This window comes from Flavobacterium sp. LC2016-13 (assembly GCF_009707955.1).
GTDB lineage: Bacteria > Bacteroidota > Bacteroidia > Flavobacteriales > Flavobacteriaceae > Flavobacterium.
The window spans coordinates 70,912-90,726 of record NZ_WMDQ01000005.1 but is presented as its reverse complement, the minus strand read 5'-3'; the positions used below and the strand labels follow the sequence as shown (position 1 = coordinate 90,726).

At 33.5% G+C, this 19,815-nt stretch carries 15 protein-coding genes; 4 read left to right on the top strand and 11 right to left on the bottom strand.

Annotation, left to right across the window (positions count from 1 at the left end; all coding sequences use genetic code 11):
- Positions 1-207: 207 nt before the first annotated feature.
- Together GKZ86_RS12035 and aspS are read right to left on the bottom strand one after the other, a co-directional pair.
- On the bottom strand, positions 208-402 hold the full coding sequence (locus GKZ86_RS12035) for a cold-shock protein (RefSeq protein ID WP_007137066.1): 195 nt from the start codon (positions 400-402) through the stop codon (positions 208-210).
- A 372-nt stretch (positions 403-774) separates the two neighbouring features.
- Positions 775-2,526 (bottom strand): aspartate--tRNA ligase, encoded by a 1,752-nt coding sequence (gene aspS / locus GKZ86_RS12030; RefSeq protein WP_154783366.1) that lies wholly within the window; start codon positions 2,524-2,526, stop codon positions 775-777.
- A gap of 157 nt (positions 2,527-2,683) precedes the next feature.
- Between aspS and GKZ86_RS12025 the strand changes: the two genes are divergently transcribed.
- Positions 2,684-3,679 carry a TlpA disulfide reductase family protein gene (locus GKZ86_RS12025; protein WP_154783365.1) on the top strand — a complete coding sequence of 332 codons (996 nt, stop codon included), beginning with the start codon at positions 2,684-2,686 and terminating at the stop codon, positions 3,677-3,679.
- A 220-nt stretch (positions 3,680-3,899) separates the two neighbouring features.
- A complete protein-coding gene (locus tag GKZ86_RS12020; protein ID WP_154783364.1) occupies positions 3,900-4,247 on the top strand; it encodes a toxin-antitoxin system YwqK family antitoxin in 348 nt (115 codons plus the stop codon).
- Positions 4,248-4,276: 29 nt separating this feature from the next.
- On the opposite strand, the gene GKZ86_RS12015 is transcribed toward GKZ86_RS12020, so the two are convergent.
- From GKZ86_RS12015 to GKZ86_RS11985, 7 genes are all read right to left on the bottom strand, one after another.
- The gene (locus GKZ86_RS12015) at positions 4,277-5,452 is read right to left on the bottom strand and encodes a PepSY domain-containing protein (RefSeq protein ID WP_228526520.1); all 1,176 of its coding nucleotides are present in this window, start codon (positions 5,450-5,452) and stop codon (positions 4,277-4,279) included.
- Positions 5,453-5,656: 204 nt separating this feature from the next.
- A complete protein-coding gene (locus GKZ86_RS12010; protein WP_154783363.1) occupies positions 5,657-7,210 on the bottom strand; it encodes a PepSY domain-containing protein in 1,554 nt (517 codons plus the stop codon).
- A gap of 3 nt (positions 7,211-7,213) precedes the next feature.
- Entirely contained in the window at positions 7,214-7,516 is a 303-nt protein-coding gene (locus GKZ86_RS12005) for a hypothetical protein (protein WP_154783362.1), read from the bottom strand.
- A 17-nt stretch (positions 7,517-7,533) separates the two neighbouring features.
- A complete protein-coding gene (locus GKZ86_RS12000; protein WP_154783361.1) occupies positions 7,534-7,866 on the bottom strand; it encodes a hypothetical protein in 333 nt (110 codons plus the stop codon).
- A 63-nt stretch (positions 7,867-7,929) separates the two neighbouring features.
- Positions 7,930-10,398 (bottom strand): TonB-dependent receptor, encoded by a 2,469-nt coding sequence (locus GKZ86_RS11995; RefSeq protein ID WP_154783360.1) that lies wholly within the window; start codon positions 10,396-10,398, stop codon positions 7,930-7,932.
- Positions 10,399-10,616: 218 nt separating this feature from the next.
- On the bottom strand, positions 10,617-11,858 hold the full coding sequence (odhB, locus tag GKZ86_RS11990; protein ID WP_154783359.1) for a 2-oxoglutarate dehydrogenase complex dihydrolipoyllysine-residue succinyltransferase: 1,242 nt from the start codon (positions 11,856-11,858) through the stop codon (positions 10,617-10,619).
- Between the two features lie 80 nt (positions 11,859-11,938).
- Positions 11,939-14,713, bottom strand: coding sequence for a 2-oxoglutarate dehydrogenase E1 component (locus GKZ86_RS11985; RefSeq protein ID WP_154783358.1), 2,775 nt, complete (start codon positions 14,711-14,713; stop codon positions 11,939-11,941).
- Between the two features lie 117 nt (positions 14,714-14,830).
- On the opposite strand from GKZ86_RS11985, the gene GKZ86_RS11980 reads away from it, so the two are divergent.
- Positions 14,831-15,382, top strand: coding sequence for a hypothetical protein (locus tag GKZ86_RS11980; RefSeq protein WP_154783357.1), 552 nt, complete (start codon positions 14,831-14,833; stop codon positions 15,380-15,382).
- Between the two features lie 116 nt (positions 15,383-15,498).
- Here GKZ86_RS11980 and GKZ86_RS11975 read toward each other — a convergent pair whose 3' ends face one another.
- Both GKZ86_RS11975 and GKZ86_RS11970 read right to left on the bottom strand, forming a co-directional pair.
- Positions 15,499-15,852 carry a hypothetical protein gene (locus GKZ86_RS11975; protein ID WP_154783356.1) on the bottom strand — a complete coding sequence of 118 codons (354 nt, stop codon included), beginning with the start codon at positions 15,850-15,852 and terminating at the stop codon, positions 15,499-15,501.
- Between the two features lie 41 nt (positions 15,853-15,893).
- A complete protein-coding gene (locus GKZ86_RS11970) occupies positions 15,894-16,919 on the bottom strand; it encodes a LacI family DNA-binding transcriptional regulator (RefSeq protein WP_154783355.1) in 1,026 nt (341 codons plus the stop codon).
- Positions 16,920-17,084: 165 nt separating this feature from the next.
- Here GKZ86_RS11970 and GKZ86_RS11965 point away from each other — a divergent pair, with 165 nt between their 5' ends.
- Entirely contained in the window at positions 17,085-19,724 is a 2,640-nt protein-coding gene (locus GKZ86_RS11965; RefSeq protein WP_154783354.1) for a TonB-dependent receptor, read from the top strand.
- Positions 19,725-19,815 lie beyond the last annotated feature (91 nt).

The window sequence follows — 19,815 nt, the reverse complement described above, 5'->3', positions numbered from 1 at the left end:
CAAAGATAGGTTTCAACTCTGTAAATCACAAGCTAAAAAAGGATTTAAGTGTGTCCTTAAAGCGTGATTGATTGTAATTTTTATTGATTATAAATAACAACAACCTATTTTATGTTTTTTTTAAGATTTGAACAAAAAAAAACGTCTCGATTAATCGAGACGTTTTGAATCATTCAGAGGCAAAAAAAATAAATTGCTATATTTTTCTTAGATTACTGCTACTTTAGCAGCAACTTTCCCTTTTCTTCCTTCTTCTTCTTCATAGCTTACACGGTCACCTTCGCGTAATTCTTCCGCGTTAATTCCTGAAGCGTGAACGAAGATATCTTTTCCTGTTTCTTCGTCTGTAATGAATCCATAACCTTTAGATTCATTGAAAAATTTTACTGTACCTGTACGCATTGTAATTGTAATAATAATTTATAATGTAGCAAATGTAACATATAAATTCATACAAAAGACAATAAGGTGTTAATTTTTTGTAAAAATTATTGATTCACAGTGTTTTCGCTATTTATATTGCATCAATTTGTATACAGATATGCTTTAATTGAGAATCATTTATTGTAAGAATAAAAAGTAAGAAATTTTTAAATTATCTTCAAAAATATTTTTTGTTAGTATGATTCGCTCCATTAATCTTTAATCCTAAGTTTAAGGTGCTGTATTTCCTTGCATTTTCTCCTTATAATATATTATTGCTTCATTATTAAGCATAAAAAAACTGCAACTAAAAATCCAGCTGCAGTTTTTTATTTTAAATTTCTTTAGAAATTATAGTATATCTACTTTAATATGAAGTTCTTTTAATTGAGCATCATCAATTTTGGCTGGCGCATCGATCATTACGTCACGTCCGGAATTGTTTTTTGGAAAAGCAATAAAGTCTCTAATAGTCTCTTGTCCTCCCAAAATAGCAACTAAACGGTCTAAACCAAAAGCTAAACCTCCGTGTGGTGGTGCTCCAAATTGAAAAGCATCCATTAGGAATCCAAATTGTGCTTTTGCTTCTTCTTCGGTAAAGCCTAAATATTTAAACATCAATTGTTGTGTAGCTTTATCGTGAATACGAATAGAACCTCCACCAATTTCATTTCCGTTTAAAACCATATCATAAGCGTTTGCACGAACTTTTCCCGGATCTGTTTCTAACAAAGCCATATCTTCTGGTTTTGGAGATGTAAATGGATGATGCATTGCATGATAACGGCCACTTTCTTCGTCAAGTTCTAATAACGGGAAATCTACAACCCATAATGGTGCAAATTCTTCTGGTTTACGCAATCCTAAACGAGTTGCCAATTCCATACGAAGTGCAGAAAGTTGTGCGCGGGTTTTATCAGCAGGACCAGAAAGTACAAAAATCATATCGCCAGGTTTTGCTCCTGTAATTTTTGCCCATTGTCCTAAATCATCCTGGTCGTAAAATTTATCTACAGAAGATTTAAAAGTTCCGTCGTCGTTGCATTTAGAATATACCATTCCTGATGCTCCAACTTGTGGACGTTTTACCCAGTCAATTAATCCGTCAATTTCTTTACGAGTATAATTTCCTGCTCCCGGAACTGCAATTCCAACCACTAATTCAGCAGCATTGAAAACCGGAAAATCTTTGTGTTTTGTAAATTCGTTTAATTCTCCAAATTCCATTCCGAAACGAATGTCCGGTTTGTCATTTCCGTATGTTTTCATGGCATAATCGTAGGTAATTCTTGGGAATTTATCTACTTCAATGCCTTTTATTTCTTTTAGTAAATGTCTTGTCAAACCTTCAAAAACATTCAAAATGTCTTCTTGTTCAACAAATGCCATTTCGCAATCGATTTGTGTAAACTCCGGCTGACGGTCTGCACGCAAATCCTCATCACGGAAACATTTCACAATCTGGAAATATTTATCCATTCCACCAACCATCAATAATTGTTTGAAAGTTTGAGGAGATTGTGGCAATGCATAAAATTGTCCTTCGTTCATACGGCTTGGTACAACGAAATCTCTTGCTCCTTCCGGAGTAGATTTGATTAAGTAAGGCGTTTCAACTTCGCAAAAATCTAAATCAGATAAATATTTACGAACTTCCATTGCTACTTTATGACGAAAAAGCAAACTGTTTTTTACAGGATTACGACGAATATCTAAATAACGATATTTCATTCTGATATCTTCTCCACCATCAGTTTCATCTTCAATAGTAAATGGAGGTGTTAGCGCTGCATTTAAAATCGTTAATTCTGTTACTAAAATTTCGATTTCACCAGTCGGGATATTTTTGTTTTTGGCTTCACGCTCAATAACAGTTCCTTTTACCTGAATCACAAACTCTCTACCAAGTGTTTTTGCCAGTTCAAAAACCGCTTTATCAGAACGGCTTTCGTCGAAAATAAGTTGTGTAATTCCGTAACGGTCGCGTAAATCAACCCAATTCATAAATCCTTTATCGCGTGATTTTTGAACCCAACCTGCAAGTGTAACTTCGGTATTAATATTTGAAGCGTTTAATTCGCCGCAATTATGACTTCTATACATGATCTAAATTTTAGACTGCAAAAGTAAACACAAAATTCAAAATAATACACTAAAGTGATAACTTGATGTTCAATAATTTGAAATATTTTGTTAATTCTTAAATTTCAAACCTTGAATTTCTTTAGATTTGAACTACTAAAAACAAACTTTACTATATATGAAGAAATTTCTCGTTTCCGGATTATTGATTTTGAGCGCTTTGAATGTTATCGGTCAAGCCAAAAATCAAATTGCATTTACGGCCAAGATTACCAACAGAAACAGTGATACTTTAGTGATTAAAGGAGCGAATAATTTTAAACAAGTAATTCCCATTAATAAAAAAGAATTATTTGTTGCCAATTTTGAGGCTCCAAAAGGATTTTATATGTTTTCTGATGGTGTAGAATCTTCTAATTTTTACTTAAAACCAAATTCTGAAGTAAATCTAACGATGAATGCTAAAGAATTTGATGAAACGATTGTATATAAAGGTAAAGGTGTAAGCGAAAGTAACTTTCTTGCGCAATATGCATTATCTAACGAAAAATTTCTGGATGAAGCTTTTAAAAAAGAAGCAACAGAATTTGCGGCGTTAGTTGAAGCAAAGAAAAAATCGGACTTAGAAAAAATCGAAAAAGGAGATTATGATCCTGAATTTAAAACTGCTTTGAAAAAATCTTTTGAAGAGTTTAATCAATATGCTATTCAGGAATACGAAAGAGCTGCTTTGATGAATAAGCTGAACGGAAAACCTTCTGCAGAATTTGACTATGAAAATCATAAAGGCGGAAAAACAAAATTGTCTGATTTAAAAGGGAAATATGTATATATTGATCTTTGGGCAACCTGGTGCGGACCATGCAGAGCAGAAATTCCATATTTGCAAAAAGTAGAAGAAAAGTATCACGGTAAAAATATTGAATTTGTGAGTGTTTCTGTTGATGTATTAAAGGATCATGATAAATGGCAAAAATTTGTAACGGATAAACAATTAGGAGGTATCCAATTGATTTCGGATAAAGACTGGCAATCAGAATTTGTCGCAAGTTATGGTGTAATGTCAATTCCGAGATTTATTTTGATTGATCCAAAAGGGAATGTTTTAAATGCAGATGCACCAAGACCTTCTTCTCAAGAGCTTCAAACTAAGCTAGATGCTTTGTTGAATTAAATTTCGTAATAATTATAACGATATAGTAATTTTAGATATTTTGTCTAAAAGTCAGTAAAACCAATGCTTGAGCATTGGTTTTTTTGTATATGATAAATTTCCAATGTTAAGTTTTTATTCAATGTTACCAAATTGTTAAGCAAAAGTTTTTTTAATGTAAACATTTAATTATATTTGATAAAGATTTGATAACAATTCGATAACATTAATACCTAAAGATATGAAAAAATGTGTGATTTTAGTTGCAATGATGTTCTCTGGAATTTTAGTTGCACAAGAAGTACAACCAGAATTAGAAGCTGTTGGAAATAAAGTAAAAGCTACTTATTATTACGAAAATGGAAGAGTACAACAAGAAGGTTTCTATAAAGATGGTAAATTAGACGGCGTTTGGGTATCTTATGATGAAAGAGGAAATAAACTTGCAGAAGGAGAGTACTCAGATGGATTGAAAACAGGAAAATGGATTTTCTTTAATGATAACAGACTTTCGGAAGTTGCTTATGAAAACAGCAAAATAACTTCGGTTAAAAATTTACAGAAAAATGCTTTGGCAAATAGAAATTAAGATGATTTCAATAATTTGAAAAACCGCTTTTAATGAGCGGTTTTTTTATGTCCTAATTTTTTGCAACTCTTTTTTCTTCTTCCGTACCAGATTACGAAACCGGTTACAGGCAAAGCTGCTGCAATTAAGCTTACAGTAAAAGCAATAATTTTTCCGGGCAAATCAAGAATTTGTCCAGTGTGAATTCCATAATTCATTTCAACGACTTGCAAACCAAGACTTTTTTTGTTGTAAGGATCACTTTGAATTAATTTTCCATCATTTGGATGAAAATAATAATTGCTCTGGTGATCGTATCGTAAAGTATGCGGATATGCGCCAGTATTAATAATATCGCCTTTTTTTTGAGGAAGCATTACATAAAACATTTCTGCTTTTGGTTGAAGTTTCATCGTTTCTATAAAAGCAATATCGACAGCATGAAGCGTATTGGTTTTAAATTGTGTTATGTCAATTATGGGAGCTTTTGTCTCTAAAGCTTTATCTCCGCCAAAATTGAAGGTTTTATAAATGCTGTCGCCAACCCATTCGTAGGTAAAAGTTAAACCCGTTATGGCAATAATTGCAGCAATAATTGAAATGTAAAATCCGGATGTATTGTGCCAGTCATAATTTACGCGACGCCATTTTGCAGACCATTTTACGGTAAAACTTCTTTTAATATCACTTCTTCGTTTTGGCCACCACTGAATTATTCCTGAAATAAGCAACAAGATAAAAATAATCGTAGCACTGCCAATAATGTGTTTACCAATATAATCTGGTAAAAGCAGATACAAATGAATGTACTCAACAATGATAAAAAAATCTGTTTCAGGATTTTCGGATTTTAAATATTTTCCGGTATAAGGGTTAAAATACAAATATAAATTTCCGGTATCAGAATATGTATAAACAATTGCAGATCGATTTTTTCCATAATACGAAACCATACTTGATTTGTTATTCGGAAGAATTTCTTTTGCTTTTTCCTGTAAAACTGAAGGATTTAAAAAAGGCTTGTTTTGAGGTTCAACCAAACGCCATTCTTTTCGGGTAATATCTTTGATTTCGTCATGAAAACAAAATATACAGCCTGTAATACTGACAATAAAAACAATAAGCCCGGAAATTAATCCGAGCCATTTGTGTATAAACCGTATTTGTGTTTTAAAGCCCATTTTAAATAAAACCGTAAATGTATACGCTAAATTAATATGGGACAAATATTTTAAGTATTAGTTGATTATTAGATCACATAATTACGTCAAGTCGCAAAGTATTTTTTCACGCAGATTTAAAAAGATTTAAGCAGATCTAAAAATGATTTTTTATAATTAATAAACTTTAATCTGCAGAATCTGCGTGAAATACAATTCTTTTATCTCCGTATTTGAATATAAAACTTTGCGATAAATGATATATAATTTTTAAGAAACAACGTTGTTTTTAGGTTTCAAATTAAAAGCTACATAAAGCGATATTGAAGCAAGAACGATCCAAAAAACATCAATAAAGAAAACCTGAATATGATTTTGAATGAAAGAACTCCAAAACCAGGTTCCTGAAACAATACCGTTTGTAATTGGAATTAAAAATCCTAAGATACTTCCTGAAATCAAACAGAATTTATTGGTAAAGGCATCATTTTTTTTAATAATAAAAAAGATTGCAAGTAATAACCATCCACCAAAATAAAGTGTAAATAAACTAGATTGGCTTAACGGATAAAAAAGTTTAGTACCAATAAATGCAAGTGCAGTAATTGGGTACATGCTTAAACAGATTGCTAAATAAATACGAACAACGGCTGCGTTGAAACGTCTTTTCTTTTCCGGCATGTTGTTTTTTTGTCTTGCTACTAACCAAATCATAACTCCTGAAATGATGACAAAACAAGTGATAATTCCTAAAATAAAACTTACGATTTTTAATGCATAACCGCCGTAATCACCATAATGAATTCGGTATAAAACATTTTTTACAACATCTAAATAACTGGTTTGTGTAATGGGATTTTTTCGTGCAATTTCTTTTCCGTCAGAAATACGATAAACCACTTTTCCAATTCCTGTAAATTTTTTGTGATGTGGCATTTCACCTTCCACTAAAATATGCATATTGGCGTCACCGTAATTTTGAATAAAAACGCGTGTAACTTCAAAATCCTGCCAGTTGCCTTTTGCTTTTGCAACCAACTGATCAATATTAAATGGCGTTGCTAATTTTTTATTATCAAATTTATAATCGGGATCGTTGTACTCTAATTCTTTATACAATTTATTCTGATCACCTTTATATAAAGCCATTACGGCCGGAGCTACAATTAAAAGTTTAATCATAAAAAAGGTTCCCGTTACTGCATAAACAAACTGAAATGGCAAACCGATCATTCCTAAAGCGGTATGCGCATCTGTCCACAACGTTTTTAATTTTTCCTTTGGACGGAAAACATAGAAGTTAGACACAATTTTTTTCCAATGTAATAAAACACCGGTAACAATTGCAAATAAGAAGAATAGCGCAATAAAACCAGAAAGATAATAACCAACCGGATAAGGAATTTGGGCCAAAAAGTGTAAACGGTATAAAAACTCTCCTAAAGAATATGATTCTTCATAAGTAAAGGATTTAAAGCTTTTAGTATCTAGATAAAAAAACGTTCCTTCTTTTTGTTTGGCCGGAGCCAAAGTATCTTTAGTGCCTTCTAAATAAACGGCAACTCTTCTTTCTGTGCTTGGTTTAGAAATAGTAATATTTCTTCCGTGCAAAATGTATTTTTTGTCAAGGGTATCTAATGCTGTGTTGTAATTCAGTTGAATTTCATTCGTAAGTGCTGTAGATTCACTTCTTTCCCAATTGATAATTTCATCTCTAAAAAAAGAAAAAGATCCAGCAAAGAAAATCACAAAAAGTACTACACTAATAACGATTCCGCTAACAGTATGGGTATGAAAATAGATGTTATAATTACGATTGCTCATAGGTTATTGCGCCGTTGGATTATAGGTTTGACCTAAATAAATAAAAAGAGAAAAAACGAAGGTAAGTAGGATATAGATACCCCAAATTTTCCATCCGCTTTTTGCCAAAAATGCAACTACCATTAATGCTACCCAAAGAATAAAGCCGCTAAAAGCCATTGTCATTAAAATATTTGCCCTGTTAAACCATGAAGCCAAAGCCAGATGAAAAGTAACAGAAACAAAATAGCCACCCAAAATGGCAGCTGTTATTTTGGCAAATCGTTGCCATTTAGATTGTGTGAGATATTTAGGATTTGCTGGCATATCTTGGTCAGAAATAATTAGTTGTAATAGAATTCTAATAAAGCAACAATTATAAATAGTGCTATAATGGCTTTACTGCTTATTTTTTTTAATGGACTTAAAATAACAATTAAACTCCCAATTGCCATTAACTGAATAAAAAACATTAGAGTTCCGCAACCTAAAGATTGTGTAAAAAGCCAAAATACATAAGCTAGCAAAAGCAAACTTAATCCGGTGATTTTGGTTTGTTTCGGATTGTTTTTCATCCATTTTTCAAAACCTAAATCATACGAAAGAGTAGCTCTTTTTGATGTATAATATAAGGTGTAGAAAGCTAAAAAAACGATAAGGCTGGCAATTGTTATCATAATTTTAAAAATTTAAAACACCTTTCTGTTTTGAAGAGAAAGGTGCTTTTATTGATTTTATTATTAGAATCTATAAGTAAAACTTCCCACGATAGCTCTTGGGTCTTTAGGATGAATTGTTGACCAACCATCGTAAATTTCTTTATTTGCAATGTTGTTTAATTTAGCTGTAATTGTAAATTTTTCGGCACTGTAAAACAAAGATGAATTTAAAACTGTGTATTCAGGGATTGTAAAAGTTCCGGTAGTTTTTCTGTTCATAATCATATTATCTCCAACATAATTCCCTCCAAAACCTAAACCGAAACCTCTCAATAAACCGTTTGTGAATTTGTAACTAGCCCAAAGGTTAGCCAGATTTCTAGGTCCTGCATTTTCAGATCTGCGGTTTACAAATTCCACATCTCCTTTTGTTAAAACGGCATCGTTATAACTATATCCTAAAACAATGTTTAAACCGTTAATTGGGTTTGCTACAAATTCTGCTTCAAAACCTTTGTTTTTCTGAGCTCCATCTTGGTATGTAGTCTGATTATTTGGTTGAGGAACTGTTGGGTTTGCAGGATCTACATAAGGAGTTTCTACTACATAAGTCTGATCAACAACCTTAATATCATAATAGCTGAAAGTAGCATAAAGTTTATCTTTAAAAAGATTCAATTTTGTTCCAACTTCAAACTGATCTGCATGTTCAGGATTAAGTATTATTGGGGTTGTAACAGCAGCACTACGATTTTGACCCGGTGCAATATTTACGAATCCGTTCATGTAATTCGCAAAAATAGAAACTTTATCTATAATTGGCTGGTATACTAATCCAAATTTTGGAGAAAAAGCTGTTTGGTTGTATCCATCATTTTTAGCATTCATAAAACGGTCAGCACGTAAACTTAACATCGCAGATAATCCAGGAGTAAAGTTGATTACATCAGAAACATAAGCGCTGTAAGTTTCCTGTTTTGTACTATTGTTGCTTCTTGGGCTATTTCCAATTATTGCATCAGCTCCAGCTTTTGTCAAATCTCCGGTATCGCCGTTTGTAGGACCAAAAACAGCATTAAAAGAAGCTAAATCATCTCCAATATACACATAACCATTTCCAAAATATTCAGTACTGTGATCAGTAGCAGTTCTTTTGAAATAATCAAATCCAACAACGATTCTATTTCTTATGCTTCCAATTTTAAAATCACCATTGAAATTTTGTTGAATGTCTGTAGTTATGTTTTGATTTTCCTGATCTGTAAAATAACGGGCTAATACAATTCCGTTTGTAATTGTCGGAAAAAATTGTGTTCCTTCATACAAATAACTATAATTTCCTTTTGATTTTGCTGAACTTGTAGAGAACACAGTTTGAGAACTCCATTGATCAGAAAATTTATAATTCATCTGAGTCTGGATATTATAAGAAGGCGTTTTCATTGTAAGTTCGTTACTAGTGTAAGAACGTTCATTGTCATACTTTAACTCATTAATATTATGAACTCTTAATGGAGCACCTCTGTCTAAAAACAACATTGTTGGATTTGTAGATTCGTTGCTCATAAATTCAGTATTAACTAAGAATGATAGTCTGTCATTTACTTCATAAGATAATGAAGGAGCAACAAAATACGATTCTCTAAAACCAGCATCCTGAAAACTATTTTGTTTGTTGTAAGCTGAATTTATTCTGAAATTTAAAGTTTTTTTCTCGTTAAGAGGTGTGTTCAAATCTACAGTTGCACGATTTAAACCATAGCTTCCAACAGTATAATTTATTTCTCCTCCAAAAGTTTTGTATGGTCTTTTTGTAGTGGTATTGATTAAACCTCCGTAAGAGATTAAACTACTTCCGAACAAAGTTCCTGACGGACCTCTGATGATTTCAATTCTGTCAATATTAGCAGGATCTAAACTCCCGTTTGTTAAACCAGGTAAACCATTAACCATTGTAGGCTGAACTGGAAATCCTCGTAGAGAATAATAAGCAGCTCCGTCTCCGGCACGTCCTGTTGCTGCCCAAAGAGGTGTAATACCAGATGCATTTTTTAAAGCATCATCAAAATTTGTAACTACTTGTTCTTTTAATAATTCTCCTGTAATAGTAGTATAAGATTGTGGGTTTTCAAGATTTTTAAGAGGTAATCTGGAAACTTGTTTGGTATCTTTACGTGCAAAATGATTTTTTTTACCGCCATTTACAACTACTTCTGTTAAGTCTTCTGAATTTGAACTTACAGTAAAGTTTTGGGTTAAGTTATCACCTTCTTTAACTGAAATTGTTTTTTCTTGTGTAACATATCCTACTGAAGAAACTTTTAAAGTGTAAGTTCCGGGCTTTATATTCTTTAATGTATAATTTCCTTGCTCATTAGTAACGGTTCCTGATTTTGTACCTTTTAAAACAACAGAAATATTCTCCGGAGACTCATTATTGTTTAAAGTAATTTGACCTTTGATAGTTGCTTTTTCCTGAGACCAAGCTGTTGCGCCTGCCATCAAAATAAAACAGAAACTCAACAACAAGATTGTAAATTTAGATTTCATTTTTATTTAGAATTGATTTTAATAGCGCAAATTTAGTTGTTGGGTCTCAACTATACAAGCTATTTTTATTTATTCTAAATAAAATATTTTTAAAAGGATAAAATTTACATTTTTTTAAAAATTTAACAATTAATCATGAATTTAATTTCGTTTTATACTAAAAAAACCTGCCCAAATGAATGAACAGGTTTGATTTTATTATTAAAAAATTATTTAAATTACAATTCTAAAGCACGTTTAGCATCGCCATTCATTAATAATTCTACCGGATTTTCTAAAGCTTCTTTTACAGCAACCAAGAAACCAACTGACTCACGTCCGTCGATAATTCTGTGGTCATAAGAAAGAGCAACATACATCATTGGGTGAATTTCAACTTTTCCGTTTACAGCAATCGGACGCTCAATAATATTGTGCATTCCTAAGATTCCTGATTGTGGAGGATTGATAATTGGAGTACTTAACATACTTCCAAAAACACCACCATTCGTAATAGTGAAAGTTCCACCTGTCATATCATCAACAGTAATTTGACCGTCACGTGCTCTAATCGCTAATCTTTTAATTTCAGCTTCAATTCCACGGAAAGTTAAGTTTTCAGCATTACGAACAACAGGAACCATTAAACCTTTTGGTCCTGAAACTGCGATAGAGATATCAGCAAAATCGTAAGCTACTTTATAATCACCATCCATCATAGAATTTACGTCTGGAAATAATTGTAAAGCTCTTGTAACTGCTTTTGTAAAGAAAGACATGTATCCTAAACCAAGACCACCATGTTTTGCTTTGAAAGCATCTTTATATTCATTACGAATCAAGTTGATTGGTGTCATGTTAACCTCATTGAAAGTAGTTAACATAGCAGTTTCGTTTTTAGCAGCAACTAATCTTTCTGCTACTTTACGACGCAACATTGACAATTTTGTACGCTCAGATCCACGGTTTCCTCCAGTTGGAGTTCCCATTGAAGGTACTGCATTTAAAGCATCTTCTTTAGTAATTCTTCCGTCTTTACCAGTTCCTGAAACTGTTGTTGGCGCTATATTTTTTTCGTCTAATATTTTTCTTGCTGCCGGAGATGGAGTTCCTGAAGCATAAGTTGTTGTTGCCGCAGGTGCTGCTTTTGGAGCTTCTGCCTTTGGAGCCTCAGCTTTCGGTGCTTCTGCCTTTGGAGCTTCAGCTGCTGGTGCTGCCGGAGCACTTCCTCCTGCAGGTTTTACTGCACTGGTATCAATTAAACAAACTACAGCTCCTACAGCTACTGCATCACCTTCTTCTGCTTTTAACGTAATTGTTCCGCTTGCTTCTGCCGGTAATTCAAGAGTTGCTTTGTCTGAATCAACTTCAGCAATAGCTTGATCTTTTTCTACATAATCTCCGTCTTTTACTAACCAAGTTGCAATTTCAACTTCTTTTATTGATTCCCCTGGTGATGGGACTTTCATTTCTAAAATCATCTTTGTCTTTGTTTAAAGTTTTAATTGTTTAAAGTTTCATGTTAGCATTAAACCTGAAACTTTAAACTTGAAACATTCTTTTATCTGAATAAATTTTTATCGAATACCATTCTAATCGCATCTGCATGACGACGTTTTGCACGTGTATAACTTCCTGATGCCGGAGCAGCATAAGCTTTTAATGAAGCCAATCTCCATTTTACAAGGTCAAAGTTCATTAACATAAAGCTGTAAGCTCCCATGTTTTTAGGTTCTTCCTGAGCCCAAACATAATCATCAGCATTTGGATATTGTGCGATAATTGCTTTTAATTGCTCAACAGGTAAAGGGAACAATTGTTCGATACGAACAACTGCAACATCTTTTCTTCCATTACTTTCTCTTTCGGCAACAATGTCGTAGTAGAATTTACCAGTAACAAAAACTAAAGTTTTTACTTTCTTTTTGTCTACTGTATTATCGTCAATGGTTTCCTGGAAACTTCCTTTTGCCAACTCTTCAACTGTTGATACGCATCTTGGATCACGTAACAAACTTTTTGGAGAGAAAACTACTAAAGGTTTACGGAAATTTGTTTTCATTTGTCTTCTTAACAAGTGAAAGAAATTGGCTGGCGTTGTACAATCAGCAACATACATATTTTGTCTTGCACACAATTGTAAGTAACGCTCCATTCTTGCAGAAGAGTGTTCTGCACCTTGTCCTTCATATCCGTGAGGCAATAATAAAACAATACCGTTTTGGTTGTTCCATTTATCTTCACCACATGAAATATACTGGTCAATCATGATTTGAGCTCCATTAGAGAAATCTCCAAATTGTGCTTCCCAAATCGTTAATGCTTTTGGATTAGCCAATGCATATCCATAATCAAAACCAAGAACGCCGTATTCAGATAAAAGTGAATTGAATACACCGAATTTTCCTTTTTTGTTTTCGATAGCATCTAAAAGAATTACTTCTTCTTCAGAATCTTCAACTTTAACTACAGCATGACGGTGAGAGAATGTACCACGCTCAACGTCCTGACCTGAAATACGAACATCAAATCCTTCCGTTAAAAGTGAACCGTAAGCTAGTGCTTCTGCAGTTCCCCAATCAATCGTGTTATTATCATATCCTGATTTTCTATCCGTAACAATTTTACTTATTTTACTGATGAATTTCTTGTCTGATGGTAATGTAGAAATTGTGCTTATGATAGAATCCAATCCTTTTTTATCGAAAGAAGTATCTACTTTTTGAAGCATTTGCGTATCTGTTACCTGAACAAATCCGTCCCATTCGTTTTTCATGAATGGAGTTATAATAGTTAAATCTTTTTTACGGGAAGCTTCTAAGTTCTCCTCCAGATCTAATTTATATTCTTTTTCTAAAGCATTTACATAAGATGCATCGATTACGCCGTCAGACAATAATTTTTCAGCATAAATATCTCTTGGATTTTTATGTTTTGCGATGATTTTATATAAAACCGGCTGAGTAAAACGAGGTTCGTCACCTTCGTTATGACCGTATTTTCTGTATCCTAATAAATCGATAAATACGTCACGTCCAAATTGCATTCTATAATCTAATGCAAAAGATACTGCATGTACAACAGCTTCTGCATCATCAGCATTTACGTGTAATACTGGTGAAAGAGTTACTTTAGCAACGTCTGTACAATAAGTAGAAGAACGAGCGTCTAAGTAATTAGTTGTAAAACCAACCTGATTGTTAATTACAATGTGGATTGTTCCTCCGGTTTTGTAACCATCAAGCTGAGCCATCTGAATAATTTCATACAAGATACCCTGACCTGCGATTGCAGCATCTCCGTGTACAGCGATTGGCAATACTTTAGAGAAATCATCAGCATAATATTTATCTTGTTTTGCTCTTGTGATTCCTTCAATTACAGCTCCAACCGTTTCTAAATGCGAAGGGTTTGGTGCTAAATTGATATTGATGCTTTTTCCAGATCTTGTTTTTTTGTCGGCAGTAAGACCTAAGTGGTATTTTACGTCACCATCAAAATATTCCTGATCGTAATCTTTACCGTCAAACTCACCGAAAATATCCTGAGTCGATTTTCCGAAGATGTTTGCCAAAACGTTCAAACGACCACGGTGAGCCATTCCCATTACGAATTGTTCAACACCTTTTTCTGCCGCTTTTTCGATTAAAGCGTCAAGAGCCGGGATGATAGATTCTCCACCTTCTAATGAAAAACGTTTTTGTCCCACATATTTAGTGTGCAAAAAGTTCTCGAAAGAAACAGCTTCGTTTAATTTATTTAAGATTGTTTTCTTTTCTTCTGTAGAGAAATTAGGCTGATTAACATTTACAGCCAGTTTTTCCTGAATCCATTTTACAACACCAGGATTTCTGATGTACATATATTCAATACCAATATGCTGGCAATAAATAGATTTTAGACGAGTTACAATATCTTGCAGAGAAGATGGTCCTACTCCGATAGTCTGAGCAGCATCAAAAACTGTAGAAAGGTCAGCAGTTGTTAATCCGAAATTCTCAATATCTAAAGTCGGAGACGAAGTTCTGCGGTCACGAACAGGATTTGTTTTAGTAAACAAATGTCCGCGTGTACGGTATCCATCAATTAATTTTAGAACATTAAATTCTTTTTGCAGTTTTTCTGAAACCTGACTGTAATCTGTGTTGGGGCTAGTCACATATTCAACAATGTGTTGAACTGGATTTTCGTCATTATAAGTCGTTTGTCCAAAGTCGAAACCTTGAAAAAAACTTCTCCAGCTTGGCTCAACGCTATCCGGATTTACTAAATATTGATCATATAATTGTGCGAAAAACTCTGTATGCGCTGCATTTAAAAATGAAAACCTATCCATAATATTAGTGAATATACTTTTTGTTAAATAGAAAGGCAAAAGTACAACAATCGCATTTATTTAAATCTTTTTTTTGCTTACTTTTACGTAAAAATTTGTTAAAAATAGTGTTAAGCCATGAATAAAAATCAAATTTCAAACGTTTTCAAATCATTTTTTGTGATTTTGATACTCATGTTTTCAAGTTATTCAATGGCGCAGGAAAATTACCCTGCAGATAACACTAAAGATTTTTGGGACAAGGTTCAGTTTGGCGGTGGACTCGGTTTGGGAATAGGTTCAGGATATACTGATATTTCTGTAATGCCAAGTGCGATTTATAATGTTAATCAAATTGTTGCCGTTGGAGTTGGCTTGCAGTTTGGTTATTTATCTTCTAAAAATTATTACGATTCTTATGTATACGGAGGAAGTTTAATAACACTTGTAAACCCTATTCCAAAAGTGCAATTATCTGCCGAATTAGAGGAAGTAAGAGTTGATACAAGATATGAATCTAACATCAACAGACCCGCTTTTTCTGATAATTACTGGAATACCGCTTTATATCTTGGAGCCGGCTACAGAACCGGAAACGTAACTATTGGCGGACGTTACGATGTTCTGTTTAGAGACGACAGAAGCCTTTACGGATCGGCGTTTATGCCTTTTGTGAGAGTATATTTTTAAAAAGGTTCAAAGTTGCAAAGAGACAAAGGTTCAGAGATTTTTCTATTGAACTTAGGATTTGCCACAAAGAAGAGAAACCTCTGAACCTTTGTGCCTTTTAGCCTTTGTGCCTTTTTTCACTTATAATGATTACGAAACCACACTTTCTGCCATTCTCTTTTTAAAATTAGAAAAGCAACTTGCTCGGCAAGAATAACTAAATCAGAGCCATCTAACTTTTTGATTTCATTTTCAGCAACATCAATAATGTAAAGTAAGTTCAAATATTCAGCAAATTTGTACTGAATCATTCTGTAGATTTTTTCGTGAAGCTGAATTTTTAATTCTTCGGGAGAAATACTTAACGGAAAATCGATTCCTTCATTGGCCAGATTAAAATCTTTATTGATTTGTTCAATCAGGCTTATATATAAATTTCCACTTTCGGCATCAGCCAATAAAATATCGGTATTTTCAGGAATCGGAAACATTGATGCTTTTTAAAGATTGCCACAAAGTTAAAACTAAAAAATCATTTAACAGTCGATTCTCGTTCTATGATTCTCGTTGGAAGTTCTATAATTTGATGCACAACCGGTCGATGTTCTTTTATGTCTGCAATCTCATCAATTAAAATCGAAACTGCTGTGTGTCCCATTTCAAATCCTGGCTGATCGATTGTGGTTAATTTAGGCGAAATTACCGTACTCATAAACCAATTGCTAAAGCCAAAAACCGCAACCTGATCCGGCGTTTTTATTCCCGCTTCATTAAAATATTTAATAATTCCGATAGCCACTAAATCCGTAATCGCAAAAATAGCGTCAATATCTGGATGTTCCGCCATGATTTTTTGGGCATTTTCGTAGCCATCTTCAAAATCAGTATTGTTGTCGCAAACATAAACCAACTTCGAATCATACTCGATTCCATGTGCTTCCAAAGCTCTTTTATAGCCTAAAAAACGATCAATTGAATTTTGAGGAACATACGAACCTCTAAAGTGAGCGATTTTTTTAAAGCCTTTATTAATAAGGTATGAAACGGCATCAAAAGCTGCTTTTGCATCATTAATAACCACTTTAGAGCAATCAACTCTTTTGGCAATTTTATCAAATAATACAACAGGCGTATTTTTTCGGATTGCTTCATTAATATGAGAGAAATCATCTGTTTCATTCGAAAGAGACATTAAAACGCCGTCAACTCTTTTCTGAATCAATAAAGCAAGCTGCTTTTTCTCCAGTTCATATTTTTCATTTGATTGTAATATAATGACCAAATAACCTCGTTTTTCAGCTTCTTCTAAAATGCCGTTCAATACGCTCGAAAAAAAATGATGAACCGTTGCCGGAATAATGACACCAATGGTTTTGGTTTCATTGGTTCGAAGATTTACCGCTACAGAATTGGGCATATAGTTCATCGTTTCTGCCATTTCGATAACTTTGGCGCGGGTCGATTTACTAATATCCGTATACCCTTTTAATGCCTTTGAAACCGTTGTGACTGAAATTCCTAATGCCGAGGCTATATCTATTAATTTTGTGTCATTCATGAAATAAATGTACTAAAAATTAATTTCATTGATAAAAAATTAACTTTCGAAAACGTTTTCGGTCATTTCGAAAACGTTTTCGATTTGTAATTCCTAAATTGAAGTTAAATAGTGATTAAGTTTACATTCATTAAATGAAAATTTTACTAACTAAACCAAATAATCATGAAACCGAAACAATCTTATTTAGGCTTTTTATTTTTGATAATGTGCCTAATTTCTGTTCCAAATAACCTGTTTGCTCAGGTAAAAAATACGGTATCGGGAAAAGTATTCGATGAAAACGGACAAACAGTTCCGGGCGCAAATGTTACTTTAAAAGACACTGGAAAAAATGTAATAACAGACGAAAACGGAAGTTATATTTTCTCTGATGTTCTTGCAGGAAACTATATTGTCGAAGTAACCAATGTTGGCTACAAAACTTACCGAAAAGAAATCTCAGTAAAAGAAGGCGAATCAGTAACGGCAGATTTATTGCTTGAAGGCGAATCGCAAAACTTAAAAGAAGTTGTTGTTACAGGATCTTCAACACCAAGATCAAAATTAGAATCAAGCGTTGCCATTACAACAATGGGAGCAAAAGCAATCGAGGACAGAGCGCCATCAAGTACGGCAGCTTTACTTCAAACAATTCCGGGATTTGTCGTTGAAGCATCTGGAGGAGAAATAGGAAACAACCTTTTTGCAAGAGGAATTCCGTCTGCGGGAGCTTATGAATATGTACAGATTCAAGAAGACGGATTACCGGTTTTTGAAGATGGTGCTTTACAATTTGCCAACGCCGATACATTTTACAGACTTGACGAAACGGTAAGCAAAATGGAAGCCGTTCGTGGAGGTTCTGCTTCAATTTTCGCCAACAATGCTCCGGGTGGAATCATTAACTTTATTTCGAAAACAGGTCAAAATGATTTTCAGGGAAGAGCAAAATTCACGACTTCAGATTACGGAATGTTCAGAACTGACCTTAATTTATCTGGAGCTTTAATTCAGGATAAATTATTTTTTAATGTTGGAGGATTTTACAGAGCTGATAATGGCGTAAGAAATACTGGTTTTACAGCTAATAAAGGCGGACAAATAAAAGGAAATATTACCTATAAATTTGATGACAGCGATTATTTAAGAGTAAACTTCAAACATCTTGACGACAGAAACACATTCTATTTGCCAATTCCTTTAAAAAGCAATAACGGAAAAATTGAAGGTATCGACGGATTTAATCCAAATTACGGAACGTTGACTTCAGTAAATTTCAGTCATTTAAATGTACCTCAATATGGAGGCGGAACTTTCAGCGCAGATTTAGAAGATGGTTCTCATCCGGTTATCAACTCTATTGGAGCTGAATTTAAAAAGAAAATCTCTGAAAAAGTTACGTTCAAAAATGCCTTCAAACAAACGAGCATCGATTTAAATTACAACGCTATTTTCCCAAATGGCGGACCTTGGACACAAGATGCGTATGCAACCGGAGTTCAAAACACAACGGCCAGTAATTTGACTTACAGTTATGTAGATAACGGACAAACGCTGGATCCAAATGCTTTAATCATGAGAGCTGACCTTTGGCATATTGAAAAGAAAATGAACAATTTTGCTAATAATTTCTCTTTTTCTTTTGATTTAGATCCGGTGAAATTAACCGCAGGTTACTATTATTCTAACTGGAAATCAAATCAATACTGGAACTGGAATTCTTATTTAGTAGGTGTTTCAGATAATCCAAGATTATTAAACGTAAAAGATAATACAACCGGAGTTGATCATACCTGGAATGGTGTTGAAAGAATTACCTGGCTTGAAAGAGACGCACAAACAAAAGGTCTTTTGAATGATATTTATGCTGACGCTGAAATCAAAGCAACAGATAATTTAACCTTCAACGCAGGTTTAAGATATAATAAAGACAAATATTCCGGATACAGAGATAACGCCAGATTTTTTGCCGAAGATTTAGGAATTCTGGACAACAATACTGCCGATGATGCAGTAACAACAGTAAAAGGAAATCCATATACATATTGGAGATATGATGTAAGCGAATGGTCTTATACTGCCGCAGGAAATTATAAATTTAATGATAATATGGCTTCGTATGTTCGTTACAGCCATGGCTTTAGATCCCCAATTGAAGAATCATTTTATGATAATGCGGCAGATTTAAGCAAACTGGAAAATACAGAAGTAAATCAGTTTGAATTAGGTTATAAATATTCAAATTCTTTCTTCTCTGTAAATGCGAATTTATTTCACATGGGTTTAAAAAATGTGGCTTTCACCGATATTTTATCTGATGGATCTTCAGAAAATAAATTTGCTGACGTAAATAATATTGGTCTTGAGGTAGAAACCAATGCGAGATATGAATTTGTAAAATTGAATTTTACATTCACGGTTCAAAAACCGGAGTACGATAACTTTACAGGGACAAATGCTGATGGTTCTACTTTTGATTTTAACGGAAATACAGCACGAAGAATCCCTAAATTTTTCTGTAACCTAAGACCGGAAGTTGATATTACAAAAGATTTTACAGCTTATGTTCAGTTTTCGTATTACGATAAAAAATTCACGAATCAGGATAACAAACAAGTTTTACCGGCTTATAAAGAAGTTGGAGCAGGTTTAAATTACACGTATAAAAACCTTCGTTTTGCAGTCGATGCTTCGAATTTATTTAACGAAATTGGTTTAACAGAAGGAGATCCGAGACAAACAACATCTGCTGCAAGCGATGTATTTATGGCAAGACCTATTTTAGGACGTGCTTTTAGATTTTCGGTAGCCGTTAATTTCTAAATTTATAAATCCAATACAATACAGTTACTGTAGAGGCGCACAACAGTGCGTCTCCGCACAGTAACCACAAAGCATAGACAAACAAATAAAA